The following is a 21,931-nucleotide window of genomic DNA, read 5'->3' as shown; positions in this document are numbered from 1 at the left end:
AGAGGTCGAATTCGGGGGATGCCCACGAGACGGCGCTTGGGGATCTACTGGCCGAGGCCGGCGAGGAGGTCCTCGAAGTCGGTGACCTCCGCCTCCGACCCACGCCCGCCGCCACGGCCGGTCTCGCGGCCCGACGCCTCGGGGCCGAAGCCGGCCACCCCCGCCGAGACGACCGCCGCGGCCAGCTCACCGGCGGCCCGGCTGATCCGGCGCCCGAGGTCCTGCGAGCCCGGACCGCCGAAGTCGTCGGTCGCCGCGAAGACGCCGGTCGGCACGACGGCGGCGCGCAGATAGCTGAACAGCGGCCGCAGCGCGTGCTCCAGCACCAGCTGGTGCCGCGCCGTTCCGGCGGTCGCCGCGACGAGCACCGGCATCCCCGCGATCGCCTCGGGGTCCAGCACGTCGACGAACATCTTGAACAGCCCGGAGTAGCTCGCCGCGAAGACGGGGGTCACCGCGATGAGCGCGTCGGCCCCGGCCACGGTGGCGCGCGCCTCCTCGACGGCGGGCGTGGGCATACCTCCCGTCGTCATGGTGGTCGCGAGGTCGTGCGCCAGCTCGCGCAGCTCGATGACCTCCACGCTCGCGGCCTCCCCGCGCGCCGACACCTGCGTGGTGACGGCGTCCGCGAGGCGGTCGGCGAGCAGCCGGGTCGAGCTGGGCTGGGACAGCCCTGCGGTGAGGACGACGATGCGCCTGGTCATGGACGTGCTCCCTTCGGTATGCCGCGCGCCGCGTCAGGCGGTCGCGTGCTCGCTCTCGGTGCGGTCGGCCCGCAGGTCGACCTTGGCGGCCGGCGCCACGAGGTGGTGCGGTGCGCCCGGCCCGTCGGCGACGAGCGAGGCGTGCGTGGGCGGGTCGCTCGGCACGTGCGCGGGGCGGCGCGCCTCGAACTCGCGGCGCAGCACCGGCACGACCTCGCGACCGAGGATCTCGATCTGCTCCAGGACGACGTCCTTCGGCAGACCCGCGTGGTCCATGAGGAACATCTGGCGCTGGTAGTCGCCCACCGCGTCGGCGAAGCCGAGCGTGCGCTCGATGACCATCTCCGGCGTCCCCACGGTGAGCGGGGTCATCCGGGTGAACCCCTCCAGGCTCGGACCGTGGCCGTAGACCGGGGCGACGTCGAAGTAGGGCCGGAAGGCCTTCTTCGCCTCCGCCTCGGTGCCGGCCATGAAGACCTGGCCGCCGAGACCGACGATCGCCTGGTCCTTCGAGCCGTGGCCGTAGTGCTCGAACCGGCGACGGTAGAGGTCCACCATCTGCGCGGTGTGCTCGATGTTCCAGAAGATGTTGTTGTGGAAGAAGCCGTCGCCGTAGTAGGCGGCCTGCTCGGCGATCTCGGTGGACCGGATCGAGCCGTGCCAGACGAAGGGCGGGGCGCCGTCGAGCGGGCGCGGCGTCGAGGTGAAGCCCTGCAGCGGCGTGCGGAACTTGCCCTGCCAGTCCACGACCTCCTCGCGCCACAGTCGGCGCAGCAGGTGGTAGTTCTCGATCGCCAGGGGCAGACCCTGGCGGATGTCCTTGCCGAACCACGGGTAGACCGGCCCGGTGTTGCCGCGCCCCATCATGAGGTCGACGCGACCGCCGGACAGGTGCTGCAGGAAGGCGTAGTCCTCCGCGATCCGGACCGGGTCGGTGGTCGTGATGAGGGTGGTCGAGGTGGACAGCTGCAGCCGCTGCGTCTGCGCCGCGATCCACGCGAGGTGCGTCGTCGGGGCGGAGGTCATGAAGGGCGGGTTGTGGTGCTCGCCGGTCGCGAAGACGTCGAGCCCGACCTCCTCGGCCTTGAGGGCATACGCGCTCATCGCGGAGATGCGCTCACCCTCGCTCGGCGTGCGGCCGGTCGTCGGGTCCTGCGTGACGTCACCGACGCTGAAGATCCCGAACTGCATCTGACTCACCCTTCCTGGGATGTGGAGCGGCTGATCGACGTCTGATTGACGAATCAACTATATCAAGGCAGGACGGCCCGAGATATTCCACGCGCACCGGCCGGGCCACCGCAGGGGAGTCGGTGGCCCGGCCGGGTATGCGGTGGCGTCAGCGGGAGCAGTCGCCCGCCGCTCCGCCACCGCGGCCCGCGCCGTAGGCCCCGGCCGCGCCCTCGGCCCCGCCGTTCCGAGATGCCGGGCCTGCCTGCTGAGCCGGCGCGCCGCCCGCGTCGCCCGCGGCGGTCGTCGTGCTCGTGTCGCCCACGGTGGCCGCCGTGCCCGTGTCGGCCGACGTCGTGTCCGTCGCGGTCGCCATCTCGCCCGAGCCGCTGGTCGACTCGAAGCCCATGCCCTGCCAGCAGGAGGCGGAGGCCAGCCACGGGGTGGTGCCCTGCTCGGTGTAGAGCTCGATCGCCGCGGCGTCCTGGACCGACTCCGGCGCGTCGACGGCGCGGGCATAGCCGGCGGCGGCGTCCATGCCCTGCCAGGTGCTGTCGAGGAACTGGTAGGCGCCGGACGCCGTGGACGTCGGGTTCTGCGCGGTGTAGCTGCCGCCGCTCTCGCACTGCTTGATGGCCTCGAGCACCGGGATCCCGGTGTCGGCGGCCGAGGCGGAGCCGGCGATCACGACGCCGGCGCCCGCGAGCGCCACGGTGGCACCAGCGGTGCCCAGGGTGCGGGTGATGAGCTTCATCTGTCACTCCTTCGATCGGGGTTGCGCTGTCAGGCTCACCCGCACAGGTGTGCCGTTGATGTGCCGTCCGTGTGCCGGATCCACATCTCGGACCGGCGCGCAGCACAGGACGGGCACAGCGAGCGCCGTGACGGTGGGAGACATGAGGATCCTGCTGATCGATCTGGGCGACGAGGGGTCACAGCGGTTAGCTCGTGCTCTGCATGCCGAGGGGTGCGTGGTCGACGTGCTCGGCGGCATCGCCGAGGCGGTATGGGTCTGCGGCCAGTCGCCCCCGCAGAGCCCAGGGGGCATCGCGGTGGCCGTGGCCTGCGCGCCGACCACGGGCCGGGTCGAGCGCGACCTGTCGCTGCGCCTGCGCGCGGCCGGGATCGCCACCCCGCTGCTCGTGGTGGCCGGGCGCGCTGCCACCGACGATGTCGTCGCGGCCCTCGACAGCGGTGCCGACGACGTGGTCTGCCGACCGGTCCGGCTCCCGGAGATCGTCGCCCGGCTGCGGGCCCTGGCCCGGCGCGAGCCGGTCGTGCCGACGCCTCGGCTCGTCGTCGGGGACCTGACGCTGGACCTCGGCGCACAGCGGGTGAGTCGGGGCGAGGCCCCCATCGAGCTGTCGCCGCACCTGTTCACCCTGCTGGAGACCTTCGCCTGGCACCCCGGCCAGGTGCTCACCCGCGCGGTGCTCGTCGAGGCGGTGTGGGACCCGGCCCACGACCCGACCTCCAACGTCGTCGAGCAGTCGGTCGCGGCCCTGCGTCGACGCATCGACACCCCCTTCGGCCGCCGGTCGCTGCAGACCGTGCGGGGGCGCGGCTACCGCCTCGACCCGGCCGCCTGAGCCGGGTCGGCACGACAGAGCGGCTCAGCCGAGCAGGTCGGCCATACGCCTCGCGACGAGGTCGGTCGCCCGTTGCGGCGAGAGCCGTGACAGGCGACCCAGCAGGGCGACGTCGGAGCCTACGCTCACGTGGAAGCCACCCTGGCCCACCGCCTTGTCGACGATGATGCTCGCGGCCTTCGCGGGCGACAGCGTCCGGTGACCGCCCTGCTCCCGGCGCGCCTCGGCATCACCACCGGGGACGGTCACGCCGGAGTTCGTCGTGATCTCGGTGCCGATCGCGCCGGGGAAGACCACGCTCACCGCGACCGCTGTGCCGCGCAGCTCGGCATACAGGCCCTCGGTCAGCAGCCGGACCGCGGCCTTGCTCGCGCCGTAGAGCGTCTGCCCGGGCACCGGGACCAGGCCGCCCATGCTGGAGACGTTGACGACGCAGGCCTCGGGCCGCTCGACCAGGTGCGGCAGGCAGACCTGCGTGGTGTGGACCGTGCCCCAGAGGTTGACGTCCACGACCCGGTGCATGGCCTCGGGCGAGAGCTCGGCGAAGGGGACGAACTCCTGGATCACGCCGGCGACGTTGAGCAGGCCGTCCAGGTGGCCGTGGTGGGCGACCACGGCCTCGGGCAGCGCCGCCACCGCCTCGCGATCGGTGATGTCGAGCGTGTGCACCGACAGCCGCTCCCCCGCCGCCGCGAGCCGGGCGGTCTCGGCGAGGGCCTCCTCCCGCAGGTCGACCCCCGCGACCCGGGCGTCCCGGCGCAGCAGCTCGAGGGCGATCTCGCGCCCGATGCCGTTGCCGGCGCCGGTCACGACGAAGGTCTGGTGGGAGATCTGCACGGGCGCCCCGTCTCGTCGGCGGCTGGTGCAGGTCAGGGTAGTGCCTGCCGGATCCCTGGGTTAGGCTCGCACCGACGACAGAGTTGACGTTGGGTCAGGAGGGGACGGTATGGCGACGGTTCCGGCCGAGGCGGAGCAGCGCGAGGCGCCGCTCGTCGCCACGCACCTGCGGGTCCCCTTCATCCTGCTGCTGCTGTGCTTCGCGGCCTGGGGGATGGCCGCCAACCTCACCGACATCCTCGTCGGGGTCTTCCGCGGCATCTTCGACATGTCGAACTTCCAGTCCTCGCTGGTGCAGTTCGCCTACTACGGCGCCTACTTCCTGCTGGCGATCCCGGCCGCCTTCATCAACTCCCGTTTCGGCTTCAAGGCGGGGGTGCTGGTCGGACTCGGGCTGGCGGCCGTGGGCGGCTTCCTCTTCATCCCGGCCAGCCAGCTCCTGGCATACAACATGTTCCTGCTCGCTCTCTTCGTCCTGGCGGCGGGGTTGTCGATCCTCGAGACGTCGGCCAACCCCTTCGTCATCGCCATGGGCGACGAGGAGAGCGCGACGCAGCGGCTCAACCTCGCGCAGTCCTTCAACCCGGTCGGGGCCAACCTCGGCGTGCTCATGGGCGCGGTGCTCATCCTGCCCAACCTCACGCCGGAGGAGAGCAAGACGATCATGAGCGAGGCCGAGCTCCTCGCCGCGCAGGAGTCCGACCTCTTCCAGGTGCTGCGTCCCTACGTCTTCATCGCCAGCGTGCTGGTGATCATCTGGCTGCTCATCGCCTTCCGCAAGATGCACCTGCCCACCGAGCCCGAGGCGGTCGATCTCACCTCGGGCGGTGGCGGCACCTTCGCCCGCCTGTGGGCCAACCGGCACTACCGGTACGGCGTGGTCGCGCAGTTCTTCAACGTCGCCGCCCAGACCTGCACCTGGACCTTCACGATCCTCTACGCCCAGGACGTCGTCGGCCTCAGCCAGGAGGCCGCGGGGTGGTGGCTCCAGGCGAGCCTGCTCATCTTCCTCGTCTCGCGCTTCGTCATGACCTGGCTGCTGGGCATCTTCCGCCCGGCCAAGCTGCTGCTCGTCATGGCCCTCTTCGGCGCGGCGTGCTGCCTGGCCTCGATGTTCGTGCTCAACATCGTGGGGCTCGTCGCGGTGGTGGCGATCTCGGCGGGGCTGTCGCTCATGTTCCCGACGATCTACGGGCTCGCGCTGCAGGGCCTCGGCCCGGACGCGAAGTTCGGCTCGGCCGGGCTGGTCATGGCGATCCTCGGCGGAGCGCTCGTCCCGATGGTGCACGCGGCCGTCATGGACGGCTACGGCTCGGCGGCGGGCTACGTCGTGCCGGGCATCTGCCTGCTGCTCGTCGCGGGGTATGCCGTCTTCGACCTGCGCAACACCCGATCGTCCGCCGGTCAGCAACCGGCGGAGGCGTGAGGAGGTGAGAACCATGCGGATCCGGACGTGGACGACAGCGGCAGCGCTGCTCGCGGGGGTCGGGCTGGCCGGCTGCGCCGGCGAGGAGCAGGAGCCGGTCACGGTCGGGCTCATCACCAAGCAGGAGGAGAACCCCTACTGGGTCGAGATGCGCGAGGTGGCCCAGGAGACGGCCGACGACCTCGACGCCGAGCTGCTCACGGCCACCGGCGAGAGCGACACCGACGCCGCCTCGCAGGAGGCCGCGCTGGACGACATGGTCGAGCAGGGGGCCGACGGCATACTCCTCGCGCCGACGGACGCCGAGGCGCTGGACCCGGCCATCACCAGGGCGCGGGAGGCGGGGGTGCTCGTCATCGCCGTGGACACGCCCACCGACCCGCAGGACGCGGTCGACGCGACCTTCGCCACGGACAACGAGCGCGCGGGTCAGCTCATCGGGCAGTATGCCGCCGCGAAGGCGGAGGAACTCGGGCTCGAGCCGCAGATCGCCACCCTCGACCTGACGCCGGGGGTGACCACCGGGGAGCAGCGGCACGCGGGCTTCCTCGCCGGCTTCGGCATCGAGGAGGGGGACGAGGCGATCGTCGCGTCGGTCGACACCGAGGGCGACCGCGACAATGCGGCGGTCGTCATGACCCAGGTGCTGGCCGACCACCCCGACGTCAACGTCGTCTACACGGTCAACGAGCCGGCGGCGCTCGGGGCCCTGGCGGCGCTGGAGGATGCCGACGCCGACATGGACGAGATCGTCATGGTGTCGGTCGACGGCGGCTGCCGGACGATGCGCGAGGGCGTGCGGCCGGGTCTCATCGACGCGACCGCGTCGCAGTACCCGCAGAACATGGCGCGCGAGGGCGTCCGGGCTGTCGTCGCCGCGGTGCGCGACGGTGAGGCGCCGAGCGGCTACCACGACACCGGGACCGAGCTGATCAGCGACAGCCCGGTCGACGGTGTCGAGTCACGCCGGGTGGAGTTCGGCGTGCGGACCTGCTGGGGCTCCTAGGAGCTCAGCGGGTGATGCGCTGGGTCGCGGTCGGCCAGGCGACCACGGCGGCGCTGCGGGCCGCGGGGAGAGAACGGATGTCGTGGCGGGGGCCACCCATCATGAGCGAGAGAAAGATCTTGGCCATGACTCTACGGTCCGGCATGGGGCACCCATACGTCCAATGTCGGCAGCGAAACTCATTCATGCGCTAACGTCATAGGTGTGGATGTGGCCGCCCTGCGCTGGTTCCAGCTGGTCGCCGACGGGGTCACCGTGACCGAGGTCAGCGAGATCGAGATGGTCTCCCAGCCCGCGGTCTCGCGCGCCCTGGCCCGGCTGGAGAAGGAGGTCGGCGCACCCCTGCTGCGGCGCGAGGGACGGGTGCTGCGGATGACCCATGCGGGCACCGTCTTCAAGCGGCACGTCGACGCGGTGCTGCACCAGCTCGACGACGGGCTCGCGGCCGTGCAGCAGCTGCTGGACCCGGAGACGGGCACCGTGACGGTCGCCTTCCAGCCCTCGCTGGGGACCTGGCTGGTGCCCGACCTCGTCACGAGCTTCCGCGCCGCGCACCCGCACGTGCGGCTCGACCTGCGGTCCAAGGAGGACGAGACGGTCACCGCGGTCGGTCAGCAGAGCGAGGTCGACCTCGAGCTGTCCACCCTGCGCCCGCACCCGGGCGAGGACCAGCCGCGGTGGCGGGCCCTCGTCGCGGAGCCGCTGCGGCTGCTCGTCGGTCCGGACCACCGGCTCGTCGGCAGGACGGAGGCGGAGCTGGCCGAGGTGGCGCAGGACCCGTTCGTCGCGATGGTGCCGACGTCGGTGCTGCGCAAGCACACCGACCAGCTGTGCCGGGAGGCCGGCTTCGTCCCCGAGATCGCCTTCGTCGCCGCCGACCTGCCCACGCTGCGGGGGTATGCCGCCGCCGGGCTCGGCGTCGCGGTCGCACCGACGCGGTGGGGAGGCTCGGTGGCCGCGCCGGTCGCCGGCCTGCACGTCCTCGCGCTGAGCGATCGCACGGCCACCCGCGACGTCGGGCTCTCCTGGGCGCCGGGGCGCCGCCTGCTCCCCGCGGCCGAGCTCTTCCGCCGCCACGTCCTTGACCGCGCCGAGGCCGGCCTCCTCCCCCACCCCGTCCCCCCGACCGAGACCTGAACAGCCCCGCTCCCCCTCAGCCCTCTCGACCGACCGCACACTTTGCGTCGACCGACCGCACAGTTTGCGCCGACCGACCGCACAGTTTGTCGCTGCGCCCCGGATTTCGACTACTGGTTTCGTTGCCATGGCGACGCAACGAGAGGTCGAAATCCGGAGCGACGGCACGGGCATACCGACGACCGCGAGCGCGCCGTGAACGCCGGCCATCCCTGGAATTCGACTACTCCTTCTTTCGCCATGGCGACGAAACCCATTGTCGAATTCCGGCAGCTGGCGCCAGTGCGCCCGCGTGCGGCCGGTCTGCGCTAGCCGTGCGGCCAGTCGCAGCAAACCACGCGGCCGGTATGCGCAAACCGTGCGGCCAGTGCGACCAAACCGTGCGGCCGGTCGGTTAGGGGGCGTCGGTCAGGGGAGGAGGTCGTCGCGGCCGAACATCGTGGCGGTGTCGCGGGGGGTCGGCTGGCCGGCGTCGGGGTCGGCGCCGTGCTCGAGCAGGGTCGCGACCACGGCGTCCTCGCCCTTGAAGATCGCCCCGGCCAGCGGGGACTGGCCCCGGTCGTTGAGCCGGTCGACGTCGGCGCCGCGGTCCGCGAGCGCCGACACCGTCGAGGGGTGACCGTGGTAGGCGGCGAGCATGAGCAGCGTGTTGCCCGCGGGGTCGGTGAGGTCGACGGGGGCTCCGGCGTCGACGTACGCGGCGAGGCGCTCGGCCTCCCCCGCGCGGGCCAGGTCGAAGAGCGCGTGCGCGAGCTCCACCGCGTCGGGAGCGGGTCCGGGCTGTCCGTCGGTCGAGTCGGTCATGGTCTGCGAGCCTACGGCCACCGGATCACGGGTGGTGCTCGTGCTCGTGCTCGGTATGCCGGGGCGGCTCGAGCTGGAAGGTCGAGTGCTCCACGCTGACGTCGAAGTGGCCCGCGACGCAGGTCTGCAGCGCATCCAGCATCTGCGGGGCGTGGCCGTCCTCGAAGCAGCCGGACTCCACCACCACGTGGGCCGTGAGGACCGGGGTGCCGGTGCCGATGCGGGAGGCGTGCAGGTCGTGCACGTCGAGCACGTGGTCGACCCCGAGGATGTGCTCGCGCACCTCGGCGAGGTCCAGCCCCGGGGGCACGGACTCCAGCAGCACGCTGCCTGCCTCGCGCAGGATGGAGACCGCTCGCGGGATGATGAGCACGGCGATCACCAGACCTGCGACGGCGTCCGCCCTGGTCCAACCCAGGGTCTGGATGAGCACGGCCGAGACGATGACCGCGACCGACCCCAGCGCGTCAGCGGCCACCTCGAGGAAGGCCGCGCGCAGGTTGAGATTGCTGTCCCGCCCGCCGGCCAGGATGAGCAGGGAGGCGATGTTGCCGAGCAGCCCGACGACACCGAAGACCAGCAGCAGTCCGCCGGTCACCTCGGTCGGCTCGCTGCTCAGCAACCGCTGGACACCCTCCACGACGGCGTAGATCCCGACCGCCAGGAGGACCGTCGCCTGCGCCCCCGCACCCAGCACCTCTGCCCGGGCGAAGCCCCACGTGCGGCGCTGCGACGGCGGCCGCGCCATGAGGCGAGCGGCAAGCAGCGCGATGAGCAGGCCGCCCGCGTCGGTGAGCATGTGCCCGGCGTCGACGAGCAGCGCGAGGCTGCCGGTGAGGAACGCTCCGACGACCTCGGCAACGAGGATCGTCGCCGTGATGAGGAAGGCCAGGAGGAGACGCCTGCTGCTGGCCCCGGCCGCGTGGTCGTGGCTGTGCTCGGCGCTCATGCTGCGAGTATGACACAGCACAGGCATACCCTAGAGGGGTATGCCTGTCCGCTTGACCCTCCCGCCGCGTGAGGAATGAGCATGGGCACCGGCGCGTTCCGCGTCCGACACATGAAGGAGAGACCGGTGACCACCCTGGAGCAGGCCCGCCGGGCCGCGTACGACCTCGACCCCACCATCCGCCAGCGTGCCGCGGTGCACCTGGGGACCCTCGGCGACGACGCGCAGAGCGCCGAGCTCGTCGCGCTGCTGGTCGCCGAGCCCGACTTCTTCGTGCGCGAGACGCTGACCTGGGCGGTATGCCGTCACCCGCAGGCCGCGCTGCCCCACCTCCTCGCGGCGCTCGACGACGCGCCCGGGGCCCGCGTCCAGGTGCTGCACGCGCTGAGCAAGATCCAGTCGCCCGACGCGGTGCCGCAGATCCTGCCGTTCGCGACCGACGACGACCCCGCCGTCGCGATGAAGGCGTGGTGGGCGCTCGGCCGCACCGGCACCCCGGAGGCCGCCCCGGCGCTGCTGCCCCACCTCGGCCATGGTGACGAGGAGCAGCAGCGCGAGCTCTCGCGGGCGCTCGAGCAGCTCGGCGCGCCTGGAGTCGCAGGGTTGACCGACGCGCTGTCGACCACCGACCCGGAGGTCCGTCTGCACGCCGCTCGCGCGCTCGTGCTCGTCGGCGACCCGGCCGCCCGGCCCGCCGCCGCGGCGCTCGTGGCCGTCGCCGAGGGCGACGACCGGGAGATCGCCATGGTGGCGCTCGAGGCCCTCGCAGCGCTCGACGCGCCCGAGGTCGAGCCCGCGCTGGAGCGCCTGCGGGACGGCGAGGACCGGTTCCGCTCGCTCACCGCGCAGTGGCTGCTCGCCGACCGGGCGGAGCGGCGGGGCTGACCCGAGGTATGCCGGTCCGCGCACGACCGTGGCGCGGACTGGCATACCGGCAACCACCCGACCGGACACCCCGTGTGTCCGCGTCGCCGCGCGCGGTCTGTGAGTGGGAGCAACCCGGTGCGACGCCCGGTGGGCTGTCGGTGGTGCTGCCTAGGGTCGGCGACATGTACGCGACCGTCGCCGTCAGCGGCTACCGCTCCCTGCGCGACGTGGTCCTGCCCCTGGGCAACCTGACCGTCATCACCGGCGCCAACGGCTCGGGCAAGAGCAGCGTCTACCGCGCGCTCCGCCTGCTCGGCGCCTGCGGCCGCGGCGAGGTCGTGCGCGCCCTGGCGCAGGAGGGCGGCCTGGAGTCGGCGCTGTGGGCCGGTCCGGAGTCGTTGGCGCAGGCCCGGCGCGGGCACGAGGTGCAGGGCACGATGCGCTCGGGCCCGATCGCGATCCGGCTCGGGGTCGGCGGGGTCGAGGGCGAGCTGTCCTACCTCACCGACCTCGGCATCCCGGTGCAGGCGGAGGGGACGCGCTTCAACCGCGACCCCGAGATCAAGCGGGAGGCGGTCTGGCACGGGCCGGTGATGCGCCCGTCCACCCTGGTGGCGCGGCGCAAGCACAGCCGGGTCGAGGTGCGCGAGAACGGCGGGTGGGAGCAGGCGCCGGCCCGCCTGCCTCCCTGGTCGAGCATGCTCACCGAGCTCGTCGACCCGCTCGGTATGCCCGAGCCGTGGGCGGTGCGCGAGGCGCTGCGGACCTGGCGGTTCTACGACGGCTTCCGGGTCGACGCGCAGGCCCCGGCCCGCAGGCCGCAGGTCGGCACCCGCACCTGGGCGCTGGCCGAGGACGGCGCCGACGTCGCTGCCGCGCTGCAGACGATCCGGGAGGACGACGGCTCCCCGCTCGCCGCGGCGGTTGCGGACGCCTTCGACGGCGCCACGCTCGACGTCGTCGCCACGGACGGGCTCTTCGACATCGCCCTGCACCAGCCGGGGATGCTGCGACCGCTGCGCTCGGCCGAGCTCTCCGACGGCACGCTGCGCTACCTGCTCTGGCTGGCCGCTCTGCTCACCCCGGTGCCTCCCCGGCTGCTGGCGCTCAACGAGCCCGAGACCAGCCTGCATCCCAGCCTCGTGCCACCCCTCGCCCGCGCGATCGCGACCGCGTCGCGGCGCACCCAGGTCGTCGTGGTGACCCACGCGCAGCCCCTCGTCGACGCCCTGGCCGACGCGGTGCGCGAGCAGCGCGACCTGGACGAGGACCCCCGCGACCTCGAGCCGGAGCCCGGCGAACTGTTGCCACTGCGCCTGCACGAGCTCACCAAGGACCTCGGCGAGACGCTCGCTGCCGGCCAGGGGCTGCTCACCACGCCGAGCTGGGAGTGGGGACGGAGATGATGGAGACACGTCAATACAGGTCAAGAGCCCTTTTTTATGGAGGGGTCTGGCTGGCACGGTAGGCGCATGGAGGTTCGGATCGCTCGCTACGCACCCCAGGATCGTGAAGCCGTGCTCACGCTGGCGAACCGGCTGTCGACCGGCGCCGCACCCTGGCGGGACCTCGACGCCGTGGTCGCTGTCACGACCGGCTGGGTGCGTGAGGCCGTGGACGCTCCCGACGGCGACGACATCTGGGTCGCCCGAGAGAACGACCACGTCGTCGGCTTCGTGCACGTGGGGACACGGACCCACTGGACCGGGGCGGTGGACGCGTACGTCGGGGAGCTGGCCGTGGCTGCCTCGCACACCGGCCGGGGTATCGGTGAGCTGCTCATGCGCCGCGCCGAGGAGTGGGCTCGTGAGGCGGGGCATACCCGCCTGACGTTGGAGACCGGCGCGGGCAACGCGCCCGCTCGTCGCTTCTACGCCGGGCTCGGCTACGTCACCGAGGAGGTCGTCCTCACACGCGATCTGACCGTCTGACGGACTCAGGGGGTCGTCGGCGGGTCGTCCACGGGGGTGATCCTGGGGCGCTTCGGCACCCGGTCGTCGCCCGAGCTCTCGCCGCGCAGGCGCCGACGGATCCACGGCCGCAGGTGGGCCGCGACCCACTCGCGGTCTGCCTGCAGCGACTCGATCCGTCCCAGCGGCGGCGCCGCCTCCAGCGGCGTGGTCCAGTCGACGTCCTGCTCGAGCCCGAGGGTCCACAGCACCTGGGACGCGATCCGGGTATGCCCCTCGCTGCTGAAGTGGATGCGGTCCGATCCCCACATCCGCGCGTCCTGCAGGGCCCGCAGCGTGTAGATGTCCACGACGAAGGAGCCGGTGCGCTGGCCGACGCCCCAGAGGTTGGCGGTGTACTCCACCATCCGCGGGTGGACCCGGTTGACCAGGGGCGCCCAGGACACGTCCGGTGCGGTGACGAGCAGCACGTCCGCGCCGCTCTCGCGCAGCCGCCCGGCCGCCTCCTCCAGCCGGGCCATGACGGCCGGCATCGAGACGCGGGGGCGCAGCACGTCGTTGCCCCCCGCGGAGAGGCTGACGAGGTCGGGTCGCAGCGCGAGCGCCGGCTCGAGCTGCTCGCCGATGACCGCGTCGATGAGACGGCCGCGGATCGCGAGGTTGGCGTAGCCGAAAGGTGCTCCGACCTGCGCGTTGCGCGCGGCCAGGGCGGCCGCGACGCGGTCGGCCCAGCCGACGAAGTCCTCGGGACGGTCGGGATCGGTGTCGACCAGACCCTCGGTGAAGGAGTCCCCCAGGGCGACGAACCTCTCCCAGACGCGCGGCTGCGGGGCATCCGGGCGGGTAGGCATACCCGCAGGATAAGAAGTGACGCCGCGTCAACCAGAACCGGAACGCCGATCCCCACCCCACGTCACCGGACGCACGACGCCCGGCCGACCCTGACGGGCCGACCGGGCGTCGTGATGGTGCGGAGAGCCTCAGCTCAGGAGACGCGCTCCTTGAGCTTGGAGCCGGCCTTGAAGGCCGGGGCCTTGCTCGCGGCGATCTGGATCTCGGCGCCGGTCTGCGGGTTGCGGCCGGTGCGGGCGGAACGCTCGCGGACCTCGAAGGTGCCGAAACCGGGGAAGGAGACCTTCTCGCCCTTGGCGAGCTCGGCCGAGATGGCCTCGAGGACGGAGCTGACGACCTTGTCGGCAGCAGCCTGGGTCATGCCCGCCTCCTTGGCGACGGCCTCGACGATAACCTTCTTGCTCATGCTGACAGCCTTTCCGTAGAGCCGATGAGTCGGCCACACCGTAGGCAGAGTCTGACGCGATTTGCCAACTCCGAAGCCCGGCGCGTCGCGGAATTCCGGCCCTCGACGGTGTGTCGCGGGCTCCTCAGAACGTCAGCATGACCTTGGTCGCGCGCCGCTCGTCCATCGCCGCGTAGGCCTCGGCGGCCTCCTCCAGCGGCAAGGTGAGGTCGAAGACCTTGCCCGGGTCGATCTCGCCGTCCCAGATGAGCCGGATGAGCTCGGGCAGGTAGCGCCGCACCGGCGCCGGACCACCGAGGGCGTGGATCCCGGCGAAGAAGAGCTCGATGCCGGGGATCTGCACCTCGTGGCTCACGCCGACGTAGCCGAGGTATCCGCCGCCGCGGGTCGCCCCGACGGCCTGCATGAAGGACTCCTGCGTGCCGACCGCCTCGACGACGCCGTGCGCGCCGAGCCCGCCGGTCAGCTCCTTGATCTTCTCCACGCCCTCGTCACCACGCTCCTCGACGATGTCGGTCGCCCCGTAGTAGCGCGCGAGCTCCTGCCGCTCCGGGTGCCGGGACATCGCGATGATCCGCTCCGCGCCGAGCTGCTTGGCCGCCAGGATCGCCATGAGCCCGACCGCCCCGTCACCGACGACCGCGATCGTCTTCCCGGGCCCGGCCTGGGCGGCGTCGGCACCGAACCAGCCGGTACCCAGGACGTCCGAGGCGGCCAGCAGCGCCGGGATCTGCTCCTGGGTCGGCTGCCCGGGGGTCGCGACCAGGGTGCCGTCCGCCATCGGGATCCGCGCCCGCTCCGCCTGGGTGCCGATGGAGGCGGCGGACTCGACGTGGACGCACTTGGACTGGAAGCCGGCCTGGCAGATCTCGCAGGTGTTGTCGGAGATCATGAAGGACCCGACGACGAAGTCGCCGACCTTCACGGTGCTCACCTCGTCGCCCACCTCCTCGACGACGCCGACGTACTCGTGCCCCATGACCTGGTGGTCCGCGTCCTGCACACCGCGGTAGGACCACAGGTCCGACCCGCAGACGCAGGTGGCGGCGAGCCGGATGACCGCGTCGGTCGGCTCCTCGATCTGCGGCTCGTCGCGGTCGGTGACGATGACTTCGCCGGGCTTGGTCATGACGACGCCACGCATGGTGACTCCTTCGTGGTGGGGGGTTCAGGGGGTCCGCGCCGGGTCGTCCGGCGCGTCCCGATCCACGGTATGCCCGTGCCCACCGCCCTGGGAGAGCCTGCTGGTGACCCCCTGGCCGGGAATACGCTGGGCCCCGTGAGCAGTGCGGAGCCGGCGGTCCCCCCGGCGGGCGCGCACGGCGGGGACGGGCCGGCCGTGGCGCGCGCGCTCGGCCTGGACCCGCAGGACCTGCTCGACCTCAGCCAGACCATGAACCCGCTGGCCCCGCCTGTCGAGCAGCTCGTCGCCGGGCACCTGGAGGCGCTGCGGCGCTACCCCGACGACCGGGACGCGACGCACCAGCTGGCCCAGGCGCTCGGGGTGGAGCCGGAGCGCGTGCTGCTGACCAACGGCGGCAGCGAGGCCATCGCGCTGGTCGCCGCCGAGCTCGGCGGGGGCATACGCAGCGAGCCGGACTTCGGGCTGCACCCCCGCTCCCCCGACGGCCCGCGCTGGCGCTCGGACCCGCACAGCCCCACCGGACGGCTCGCCGCCCCCGGGGAGCGCGCGGACGTCTGGGACGAGGCGTTCTACGCCCTGGCCACCGGCCGCTGGACCGCGGGACGGCCGGACGTGGTGGTCGGCTCGCTGACCAAGACCTTCTCCTGCCCCGGCCTGCGGCTGGGCTACGTCGTGGCCGACCCCGACCTGATCGGGCGGCTGCGCGACCGGCAGCCGCACTGGCCGGTGAGCACCCTCGCCCTGGCGGTGCTGCCCGACCTGCTCGCCGCGGCCGACCTGCCGGGCTGGGCGCGCGGCATACGCGGGCTGCGCTCGGAGCTGGTCGCGCTGCTGCGGGGCCACGGGCTCGAGACCAAGGACACCGACGCGCCCTGGGTGCTCGTGCACCGGGCCGGGCTGCGGGAGGCGCTGGCGCCGCACGGCGTCCTCGTGCGCGACTGCGCCAGCTTCGGTATGCCCGGCGTCGCCCGGGTGGCCGTCCCCGACGCCCGCGGTCTGGAGCGGCTGGCGTCGGCGCTGCGGCGGCCCTCGGCCGGCCGGTGACCTCCTCGCGCCGGCGCTAGACTGACCGGGTCGTGCAGACGAAGTCCGGTGCGAACCCGGCACTGTCCCGCAACGGTGGAGTCCTTCTCGGAGGGCCGAGTCCGGTCGAACTGCCCGACGATCCGAAGCCACACGCCCTCGAGGACCCAGGGCCGGTTCGGACGGCGGAGTCACCTCCGGTCGCTCGAGCACTCCCTCCTCGACCGACAGGAGACACCGTATGCACCTCCGCCAGCCCCTCCCGCTCGTCGGCGCCCTGGCGCTCGGCCTCACCCTCGCCGCCTGCGGCGGCGGCAGCACCGACTCCGACTCCGCCGACACCGCCTCCGAGCAGGAGAGCGCCTCGGACGAGGCGAGCGACGACGCCGCCATGACCTCCGAGGGCGAGATGGCCGGCTCCGGGGACTTCCCGGTCACCGTCGACACCGCCGCCGGCGAGGTGACCATCGAGGAGCAGCCGCAGCGCATCGTGTCGCTGTCGCCCTCGGCCACCGAGATCCTCTTCGCCATCGGCGCGGGCGACCAGGTCGTCGCGGTCGACTCCTTCTCCACCTACCCGGAGGAGGCGCCGACCACCGACCTGTCCGGGTTCGAGCCCAACGTCGAGGCCATCGCCGGCTACGAGCCGGACCTCGTCGTCATCTCCGGCGACATGAACGACCTCACCGCCTCGCTGACCGAGCTCGACATCCCGGTCGTGGACAACGCCGCGCCGACGACGATCGAGGCCGGCTGGGACGGCATGGCCGCCCTCGGGCTGGCCACCGGGCACGTCGACGAGACGGCGGACACCATCGCCGACCTGCGCCAGCAGGTGGACGACGCCTTCGCGAGCTTCGACGGGGCGGAGGGCCTGCGGGTCTACCACGAGCTGGACGACACCTACTTCTCCGCGAGCAGCAACAGCTTCATCGGCGACGTCTACAGCCAGTTCGGCGCGGTCAACATCGCCGACGAGGCCGACGCCGACGGCACCGGCTACCCGCAGCTGACGGAGGAGGCCATCATCGAGGCCGACCCGCAGCTCATCGTCATCACCGACCAGGTGTCCTACACCGCCGAGGACGTCGCGGAGCGCCCCGGCTGGTCCGAGATCTCGGCGGTGCAGAACGGCAACATCGTCACGGTGAACGCCGACATCTCCTCGCGCTGGGGCCCGCGCCTGCCGGAGCTCGTGACCACCCTCGCCGACGCCATGAGCCAGGTCTCGGTCCCCGCGGGCGGCTGAGCGCCGACACCCGACCACGGGCATACCCGATGAGCACCCGCACCCACGCACCCACCGACGCGCTGGACGAGGTCGCCGACCGCGCCTTCCGGCTGTCGGTGCCCGCGCTGGTCGGGTGCTCCGCGCTGCTGCTCCTCGCGATCCTCGCCTCGGTGACGCAGGGGGCCGCGGGGCTGCCGGTCGAGGGCGTGCTGCGGGCGCTCGTCGGTGGCCTGCCCGGCGTCGACGTCGCCCAGACGCTCACGTCGACGCAGGAGGCGGTGCTCTGGCAGATCCGCCTGCCCCGGACGATCCTCGCCGCGCTCGTCGGCGCCAGCCTGGCCATGGCCGGGGCGGGATACCAGGGCGTCTTCCGCAACCCGCTGGCCGACCCCTACCTCCTCGGGGTCTCGGCGGGCGCGGGTCTCGGCGCTGTGCTCGCGCTCGGCTTCGGGCTGGACCTCTCGTGGGGACCGATCGCCGCGCTGCCGATGGCGGCCTTCGTCGGGGCCGTCCTCGCGGTGACCGGCTCGGTGCTCGTCGCGCGTGGGTCGTTCCGCGACCCGGCGACGCTGCTGCTCGCCGGTGTCGCCATGGCGGCGCTCTTCTCCGCGACGCAGACGTATGCCCTCACCCGGCTCGACGAGACCCGCTCCCGGGAGGTGCTCTCCTGGCTCTTCGGCCGGCTCGCGACGAGCGGCTGGGGCCCGGTGACGCTGCTGCTGCCCTACGTGCTGCTCGCCGGCGCGGTGCTGTGGCTGCACGCCCGGCACCTCGACGTGCTGCGCCTCGGCGACGACGAGGCGAGGTCGCTCGGCCTGTCACCGGCGCGCTCGCGCCTGGTCGTCGTCGGCGCGGCGACGCTCATCACCGCGGCCGCCGTGTCGGTCAGCGGGCTCATCGCCTTCGTCGGGCTGGTGACCCCGCACCTCGTCCGGCTGCTCGTCGGGCACTCCTACCGGCTCATCGTGCCGCTCTCGGCAGTCCTCGGCGGGGCCTTCCTCGCGACGGTCGACATCGGCGCCCGCACCCTCGTCGCGCCGGCCGAGCTGCCGGTCGGGGTCATCACCGCCTTCGTCGGCGCGCCCTTCTTCTGCGTCGTCCTGTGGCGGCGGAAGGCGGGCATGTGAGCGGGCAAGGGAGCGTGCACCCGCTGGGCCAGACGCACGCGCTGCGCGCCCGCGACGTCCGGGTCGCCTTCGACGGGACCGAGGTGGTCGCCGGGGTGGACCTCGAGCTGCGCAGCGGCGAGTGGCTCGGCCTCATCGGCCCCAACGGGTCAGGCAAGTCGACCTTCCTGCGGGCGCTGGTGCGGCTGGTCGCGCGCACCGGCACCGTCGAGCTCGGTGACGGGCGCGAGCCCGGGCCCACCGACCTGGCGCTCATGCCGCAGTCACCGGAGCTCCCGCCGGGGATGAGCGTCGTCGAGTACGTCCTGCTCGGCCGCACCGCCCACCTCGGCTGGCTGTCGCTGGAGTCGCGGCGCGACCGCCGGATCGCCACCGACGTGCTCCGCCGGCTCGGCCTGACCTCCTTCGCCGCACGCCCGGTCACGAGCCTGTCCGGCGGCGAGGCGCAGCGGGTCGTCATCGCTCGGGCGCTGGTGCAGCAGAGCCCGGTCCTGCTGCTCGACGAGCCGACCAGCGCGCTCGACGTCGGCCACCAGGTCGACGTCCTCGAGCTCGTCGACGAGCTGCGGCGCAGCGACGGCCTCACCGTGGTCGCCGCGATGCACGACCTCGGGATGGCAGCCCGGTATGCCGACCGTCTCCTGCTCCTCGAGCGCGGCGCCCCCGTGGCGCTGGGACCGCCGCAGGAGGTCCTCGAGCCCGGGCTGCTGAGCCGCGTCTACGCCCACCCGGTCCGGGTCCACCACGTCGACGGCCAGCTGGTCGTGCTCCCGCAGCCGCGGGAACGGCATACCCCTGCGGTGCCCACCGAGCTGCGCCCCCGGGCGCGGGACGAGGTCTCGTGAGCGACGCCGGCCAGGACCGGGACCACGACGAGCCGCGCCGGGAGCGGCCCTACGACCGGCGCGAGCTGCGCTCGGCGCCCTCGCTCGTGCTCGTGAGCACCGGGCACGGCAAGGGCAAGTCGACCGCGGCCTTCGGCACGCTGCTGCGCAGTCGGGGGCGGGACTGGCCGACCGCGTGCGTGCAGTTCCTCAAGTCGGGGAAGTGGCGGACCGGCGAGGAGGCGATGCTCCGGCAGCTCGGGGTCGAGTGGTTCAGCGCCGGCGACGGCTTCTCCTGGGACAGCACCGACCTGGACGAGAGCCGCGCCAAGGCGGTCGCGGCGTGGGAGTTCAGCGCCGGGCTCCTCGCGGCCGGGGAGCACCGGATGGTGCTGCTCGACGAGATCTCCTACCCGATGAACTGGGGCTGGATCGAGGTCGACGCCGTCGTCGCGGCGCTGCGCGAGCGGCCCGAGCACGTCAGCGTCTTCCTCACCGGGCGAGAGATGCCGCAGCCGGTGATCGACGTCGCGGACACCGTGACCGAGATGGTCGCGGTCAAGCACGCCTTCCAGCAGGGGATCCGGGCGCGCCGCGGGATCGACTACTAGGTGGGCGCGGTGCTCGTGGCCGGCGCCGGCAGCGGCGCCGGGAAGTCGACCATCACCGCCGGCCTCTGCCGGGCGCTCGCGCGGCGCGGGGTCGACGTCGCGCCGTTCAAGGCGCAGAACATGTCCAACCACGCCGCGGTCACGCCGGACGGCGGGGAGATCGGCCGGGCCCAGGCGATGCAGGCGCTGGCGGCGCGGGTGGAGACCGACCGGCGGTTGGGGCCGGTGCTGCTCAAGCCCTCGGGCGGTCGCTCGCACGTCGTCGTCCTCGGCGAGGAGGTCGGGGTCGACGACGCGGTGGGCTACGGCGACCGGGCGCGGGCGTTGCGGCCGGTGGTGCTCGACGCCCTGACCTCGCTGCGCGGCGAGCACGAGGTGGTCGTCGCCGAGGGCGCGGGCGGGGCCGCCGAGCCCAACCTGCTGGACCGCGACGTCGTCAACCTCCCACTGGCCGCGGCCGCCGGTATGCCCGCCGTGCTGGTCGTCGACATCGACCGGGGCGGCGCCTTTGCCGCGGCCTACGGCACCTGGGCGCTGCTGCCCGAGCCGCTGCAGGCGTGCCTGCGCGGCGTCGTGCTCAACGGGATGCGCGGCGACGTCTCGCTGCTGGGGCCGGCGGTGCGCGACCTCGAGGCGCGCACGGGCATACCGGTGCTGGGGGTGCTGCCGCACCTGGGCGACCACCTCATGCTCGGCGTCGAGGACTCGCTGGACCTGCGGGCCCCGGGGCGGCCCGGGCTCGGGATGGGCGCGGGCGAGAAGCCGGATCGCCCGGTGCGGATCGGGGTGGTGGCGCTGCCGCACCTGGCCAACCCCTCGGACCTGGACCCGCTGGTCCTCGAGCCCTCGGTCGAGCTGCGGTGGGTGACGCGGCCGGGCGAGCTGCACGACCTCGATCTCGTGGTGCTGCCCGGCACGCGGGCCACCGTGGCCGACCTGCGCTGGCTGCGCGGGCGGGGGCTGGCCGACGCGGTCGTGCGGGCGGCGGAGGATCCCGCCGGTCCACACGTCCTGGGGATCTGCGGCGGCTACCAGATGCTCGGGGTGGAGATCGAGGACGACGGCGTCGAGCACACCCCCGACCCCGACCGGACGTCCAGTCTGGCGGCCCCTGGGGTGCGCGGACTGGGCCTGCTCCCGGTGTCGACCCGCTTCGCGCGGCCCAAGGTGGTGCGCCGGGTCACCGGGCGGGTGGCGGGCGGGTCGTCGGCAGTAAGCGGCTACCAGATCCACCTTGGCCGCGTGTCCGCGCTCGAGGATGCTGCGCCTTGGCTGAGCCTCCATGGGACCGGGGACGAGGGGTGCCTCAGCGCTGACCGCCGGGTGCGCGGCACGACGGTGCACGGGGTCCTCGACGAGGACGACCTGCGGCACGCCTTCCTCGGGGCGGTGGCCGCCGTGCGTCGGCGCTCGTTTCGACCCTCGCCCGTGCCGTATGCCCGCGCCCTGGAGGATCATCTCGACCACCTGGCCGACTGGGTCGAGGCGCACCTCGACGTGGACGCCGTGCTGGACCTGGCGCATACCGCTGCCGCACCGGAGGAGGCGCCGGGATGGTGACCTTCCGGCGGGAGGACGCCGCCAAGGCGCTGGTCTGGAGCGTGCCCGAGGGGTGGTGGGGGCTGAGCTCCGCGTCGGTCGGGGGCGGGCTGGTCCGGCCGGGCTGGGTGACGAACCTCGACGTCGGCGACGACTTCACCCGCACCGACCTCGAGCGGTATGCCGCCGAGCGCGCCGCGGGTCTCGGGCTCACCGGGCCGGGGGCGACCCTGCTCACCGCGGCCGACGTCGCGCAGGTGGTGGCGATCACGGCGGGAGGGGTACGGGCCTGGGCCACCGTCGGCGTCACCAAGCCGACCTGGCCGGTGCCGCCCGGCGGAACGTGTCACGACGGGGTGTCCGGTCGCGGGGCATACACCCCCGGCACCATCAACACCGTCGTGGTCGTGCCGGTGCCGCTGTCGGCCTCGGCACTCGTGCAGGCCGTCGGCACGCTGACCGAGGCCAAGGCGCAGGCCCTGGTCGAGGCGGGTGTGCCCGGCACCGGCACCGCCAGCGACGCGGCCGTCGTGCTCAGCCCGGAGCCGCCCGCGGGCGACGACGGCGAGCCCTTCGCCGGGGTCCGGTCGACCTGGGGAGGCCGGGTCGCGAAGGCCGTCCACGCCGCGGTCCGCGACGGGCTGGTGGCCCACCCCTGGCGGCCCGACGACGGCGACGGGGCGGGGGTCGTCTGGTGAAGGCCCTTCCGCGTCCCGGCCGGCTCACTCCTACGCAGAAGCTGTTCCTCTGCGGTGATGCATCAGCGCAGAGGAAC

Annotated in this window: 24 protein-coding genes; 14 read left to right on the top strand and 10 right to left on the bottom strand. The window is 73.2% G+C overall.

Features of this window, described 5'->3' with window-relative positions; all coding sequences use genetic code 11:
• Window positions 1-44: 44 nt before the first annotated feature.
• From SGUI_RS11005 to SGUI_RS10995, 3 genes are all read right to left on the bottom strand, one after another.
• The gene (locus SGUI_RS11005; protein ID WP_066640012.1) at window positions 45-704 is read right to left on the bottom strand and encodes a CE1759 family FMN reductase; all 660 of its coding nucleotides are present in this window, start codon (window positions 702-704) and stop codon (window positions 45-47) included.
• A gap of 33 nt (window positions 705-737) precedes the next feature.
• The gene (locus SGUI_RS11000; protein WP_066640003.1) at window positions 738-1,895 is read right to left on the bottom strand and encodes an LLM class flavin-dependent oxidoreductase; all 1,158 of its coding nucleotides are present in this window, start codon (window positions 1,893-1,895) and stop codon (window positions 738-740) included.
• Between the two features lie 148 nt (window positions 1,896-2,043).
• On the bottom strand, window positions 2,044-2,628 hold the full coding sequence (locus SGUI_RS10995) for a transglycosylase family protein (RefSeq protein ID WP_066639999.1): 585 nt from the start codon (window positions 2,626-2,628) through the stop codon (window positions 2,044-2,046).
• Window positions 2,629-2,770: 142 nt separating this feature from the next.
• Between SGUI_RS10995 and SGUI_RS17490 the strand changes: the two genes are divergently transcribed.
• Complete coding sequence (locus SGUI_RS17490; RefSeq protein WP_066639996.1) at window positions 2,771-3,463, top strand: response regulator transcription factor; 693 nt, start codon at window positions 2,771-2,773, stop codon at window positions 3,461-3,463.
• 24 nt (window positions 3,464-3,487) lie between these two features.
• On the opposite strand, the gene SGUI_RS10985 is transcribed toward SGUI_RS17490, so the two are convergent.
• Window positions 3,488-4,300: an SDR family NAD(P)-dependent oxidoreductase gene (locus tag SGUI_RS10985; RefSeq protein ID WP_066639993.1), complete on the bottom strand. Its 813-nt coding sequence runs from the start codon at window positions 4,298-4,300 to the stop codon at window positions 3,488-3,490.
• Between the two features lie 109 nt (window positions 4,301-4,409).
• Here SGUI_RS10985 and fucP point away from each other — a divergent pair, with 109 nt between their 5' ends.
• The gene (fucP, locus tag SGUI_RS10980; protein WP_066639990.1) at window positions 4,410-5,726 is read left to right on the top strand and encodes an L-fucose:H+ symporter permease; all 1,317 of its coding nucleotides are present in this window, start codon (window positions 4,410-4,412) and stop codon (window positions 5,724-5,726) included.
• A gap of 13 nt (window positions 5,727-5,739) precedes the next feature.
• Window positions 5,740-6,732, top strand: a complete 993-nt coding sequence (locus SGUI_RS10975) for a substrate-binding domain-containing protein (protein ID WP_066639987.1) — start codon at window positions 5,740-5,742, stop codon at window positions 6,730-6,732.
• Window positions 6,733-6,736: 4 nt separating this feature from the next.
• Here the strand turns inward: SGUI_RS10975 and SGUI_RS18240 are convergent, their stop codons facing one another.
• On the bottom strand, window positions 6,737-6,859 hold the full coding sequence (locus tag SGUI_RS18240) for a hypothetical protein (RefSeq protein WP_257784397.1): 123 nt from the start codon (window positions 6,857-6,859) through the stop codon (window positions 6,737-6,739).
• A gap of 77 nt (window positions 6,860-6,936) precedes the next feature.
• On the opposite strand from SGUI_RS18240, the gene SGUI_RS10970 reads away from it, so the two are divergent.
• Window positions 6,937-7,869, top strand: a complete 933-nt coding sequence (locus tag SGUI_RS10970; protein WP_066639984.1) for a LysR substrate-binding domain-containing protein — start codon at window positions 6,937-6,939, stop codon at window positions 7,867-7,869.
• A gap of 408 nt (window positions 7,870-8,277) precedes the next feature.
• On the opposite strand, the gene SGUI_RS10965 is transcribed toward SGUI_RS10970, so the two are convergent.
• Together SGUI_RS10965 and SGUI_RS10960 are read right to left on the bottom strand one after the other, a co-directional pair.
• Entirely contained in the window at window positions 8,278-8,673 is a 396-nt protein-coding gene (locus tag SGUI_RS10965; RefSeq protein ID WP_066643269.1) for an ankyrin repeat domain-containing protein, read from the bottom strand.
• A 25-nt stretch (window positions 8,674-8,698) separates the two neighbouring features.
• Window positions 8,699-9,622 (bottom strand): cation diffusion facilitator family transporter, encoded by a 924-nt coding sequence (locus tag SGUI_RS10960; RefSeq protein WP_066639982.1) that lies wholly within the window; start codon window positions 9,620-9,622, stop codon window positions 8,699-8,701.
• A gap of 126 nt (window positions 9,623-9,748) precedes the next feature.
• On the opposite strand from SGUI_RS10960, the gene SGUI_RS10955 reads away from it, so the two are divergent.
• The 3 genes from SGUI_RS10955 to SGUI_RS10945 all read left to right on the top strand — a co-directional run bounded on the left by SGUI_RS10955 (window position 9,749) and on the right by SGUI_RS10945 (window position 12,420).
• Window positions 9,749-10,507, top strand: coding sequence for a HEAT repeat domain-containing protein (locus SGUI_RS10955; RefSeq protein ID WP_066639980.1), 759 nt, complete (start codon window positions 9,749-9,751; stop codon window positions 10,505-10,507).
• A 164-nt stretch (window positions 10,508-10,671) separates the two neighbouring features.
• Window positions 10,672-11,895 carry an AAA family ATPase gene (locus tag SGUI_RS10950; RefSeq protein WP_066639977.1) on the top strand — a complete coding sequence of 408 codons (1,224 nt, stop codon included), beginning with the start codon at window positions 10,672-10,674 and terminating at the stop codon, window positions 11,893-11,895.
• 66 nt (window positions 11,896-11,961) lie between these two features.
• Window positions 11,962-12,420: a GNAT family N-acetyltransferase gene (locus SGUI_RS10945; protein ID WP_191090898.1), complete on the top strand. Its 459-nt coding sequence runs from the start codon at window positions 11,962-11,964 to the stop codon at window positions 12,418-12,420.
• A gap of 5 nt (window positions 12,421-12,425) precedes the next feature.
• Here SGUI_RS10945 and SGUI_RS10940 read toward each other — a convergent pair whose 3' ends face one another.
• The 3 genes from SGUI_RS10940 to SGUI_RS10930 form a co-directional block, all read right to left on the bottom strand.
• Window positions 12,426-13,250, bottom strand: coding sequence for an SGNH/GDSL hydrolase family protein (locus tag SGUI_RS10940; protein WP_066639967.1), 825 nt, complete (start codon window positions 13,248-13,250; stop codon window positions 12,426-12,428).
• Window positions 13,251-13,384: 134 nt separating this feature from the next.
• Window positions 13,385-13,657 (bottom strand): HU family DNA-binding protein, encoded by a 273-nt coding sequence (locus SGUI_RS10935; protein ID WP_066639965.1) that lies wholly within the window; start codon window positions 13,655-13,657, stop codon window positions 13,385-13,387.
• A 124-nt stretch (window positions 13,658-13,781) separates the two neighbouring features.
• Window positions 13,782-14,801, bottom strand: coding sequence for a zinc-binding dehydrogenase (locus tag SGUI_RS10930; protein ID WP_202816578.1), 1,020 nt, complete (start codon window positions 14,799-14,801; stop codon window positions 13,782-13,784).
• A gap of 135 nt (window positions 14,802-14,936) precedes the next feature.
• On the opposite strand from SGUI_RS10930, the gene SGUI_RS10925 reads away from it, so the two are divergent.
• From SGUI_RS10925 to SGUI_RS10895, 7 genes are all read left to right on the top strand, one after another.
• Window positions 14,937-15,845 carry an aminotransferase class I/II-fold pyridoxal phosphate-dependent enzyme gene (locus SGUI_RS10925; RefSeq protein ID WP_066639963.1) on the top strand — a complete coding sequence of 303 codons (909 nt, stop codon included), beginning with the start codon at window positions 14,937-14,939 and terminating at the stop codon, window positions 15,843-15,845.
• Between the two features lie 220 nt (window positions 15,846-16,065).
• Window positions 16,066-17,073 (top strand): ABC transporter substrate-binding protein, encoded by a 1,008-nt coding sequence (locus tag SGUI_RS10920; protein WP_066639961.1) that lies wholly within the window; start codon window positions 16,066-16,068, stop codon window positions 17,071-17,073.
• Between the two features lie 29 nt (window positions 17,074-17,102).
• Window positions 17,103-18,182, top strand: a complete 1,080-nt coding sequence (locus tag SGUI_RS10915) for a FecCD family ABC transporter permease (RefSeq protein WP_066639953.1) — start codon at window positions 17,103-17,105, stop codon at window positions 18,180-18,182.
• Window positions 18,179-19,027, top strand: coding sequence for an ABC transporter ATP-binding protein (locus tag SGUI_RS10910; RefSeq protein WP_237141335.1), 849 nt, complete (start codon window positions 18,179-18,181; stop codon window positions 19,025-19,027). Before SGUI_RS10915 ends, SGUI_RS10910 begins: the two co-directional genes overlap by 4 nt.
• Window positions 19,024-19,617, top strand: coding sequence for a cob(I)yrinic acid a,c-diamide adenosyltransferase (gene cobO, locus SGUI_RS10905; protein ID WP_083190635.1), 594 nt, complete (start codon window positions 19,024-19,026; stop codon window positions 19,615-19,617). Before SGUI_RS10910 ends, cobO begins: the two co-directional genes overlap by 4 nt.
• 9 nt (window positions 19,618-19,626) lie before the next feature.
• Window positions 19,627-21,177 (top strand): cobyric acid synthase, encoded by a 1,551-nt coding sequence (locus SGUI_RS10900; protein ID WP_237141334.1) that lies wholly within the window; start codon window positions 19,627-19,629, stop codon window positions 21,175-21,177.
• On the top strand, window positions 21,171-21,854 hold the full coding sequence (locus SGUI_RS10895; protein ID WP_066639948.1) for an adenosylcobinamide amidohydrolase: 684 nt from the start codon (window positions 21,171-21,173) through the stop codon (window positions 21,852-21,854). The genes SGUI_RS10900 and SGUI_RS10895 overlap by 7 nt, the downstream gene beginning before the upstream one ends.
• Window positions 21,855-21,931 lie beyond the last annotated feature (77 nt).

The organism is Serinicoccus hydrothermalis (assembly GCF_001685415.1).
Taxonomy (GTDB): domain Bacteria; phylum Actinomycetota; class Actinomycetes; order Actinomycetales; family Dermatophilaceae; genus Ornithinicoccus; species Ornithinicoccus hydrothermalis.
Note: the sequence above shows the minus strand (reverse complement) of the source record. Positions and strands in the feature narration are given on the sequence as shown.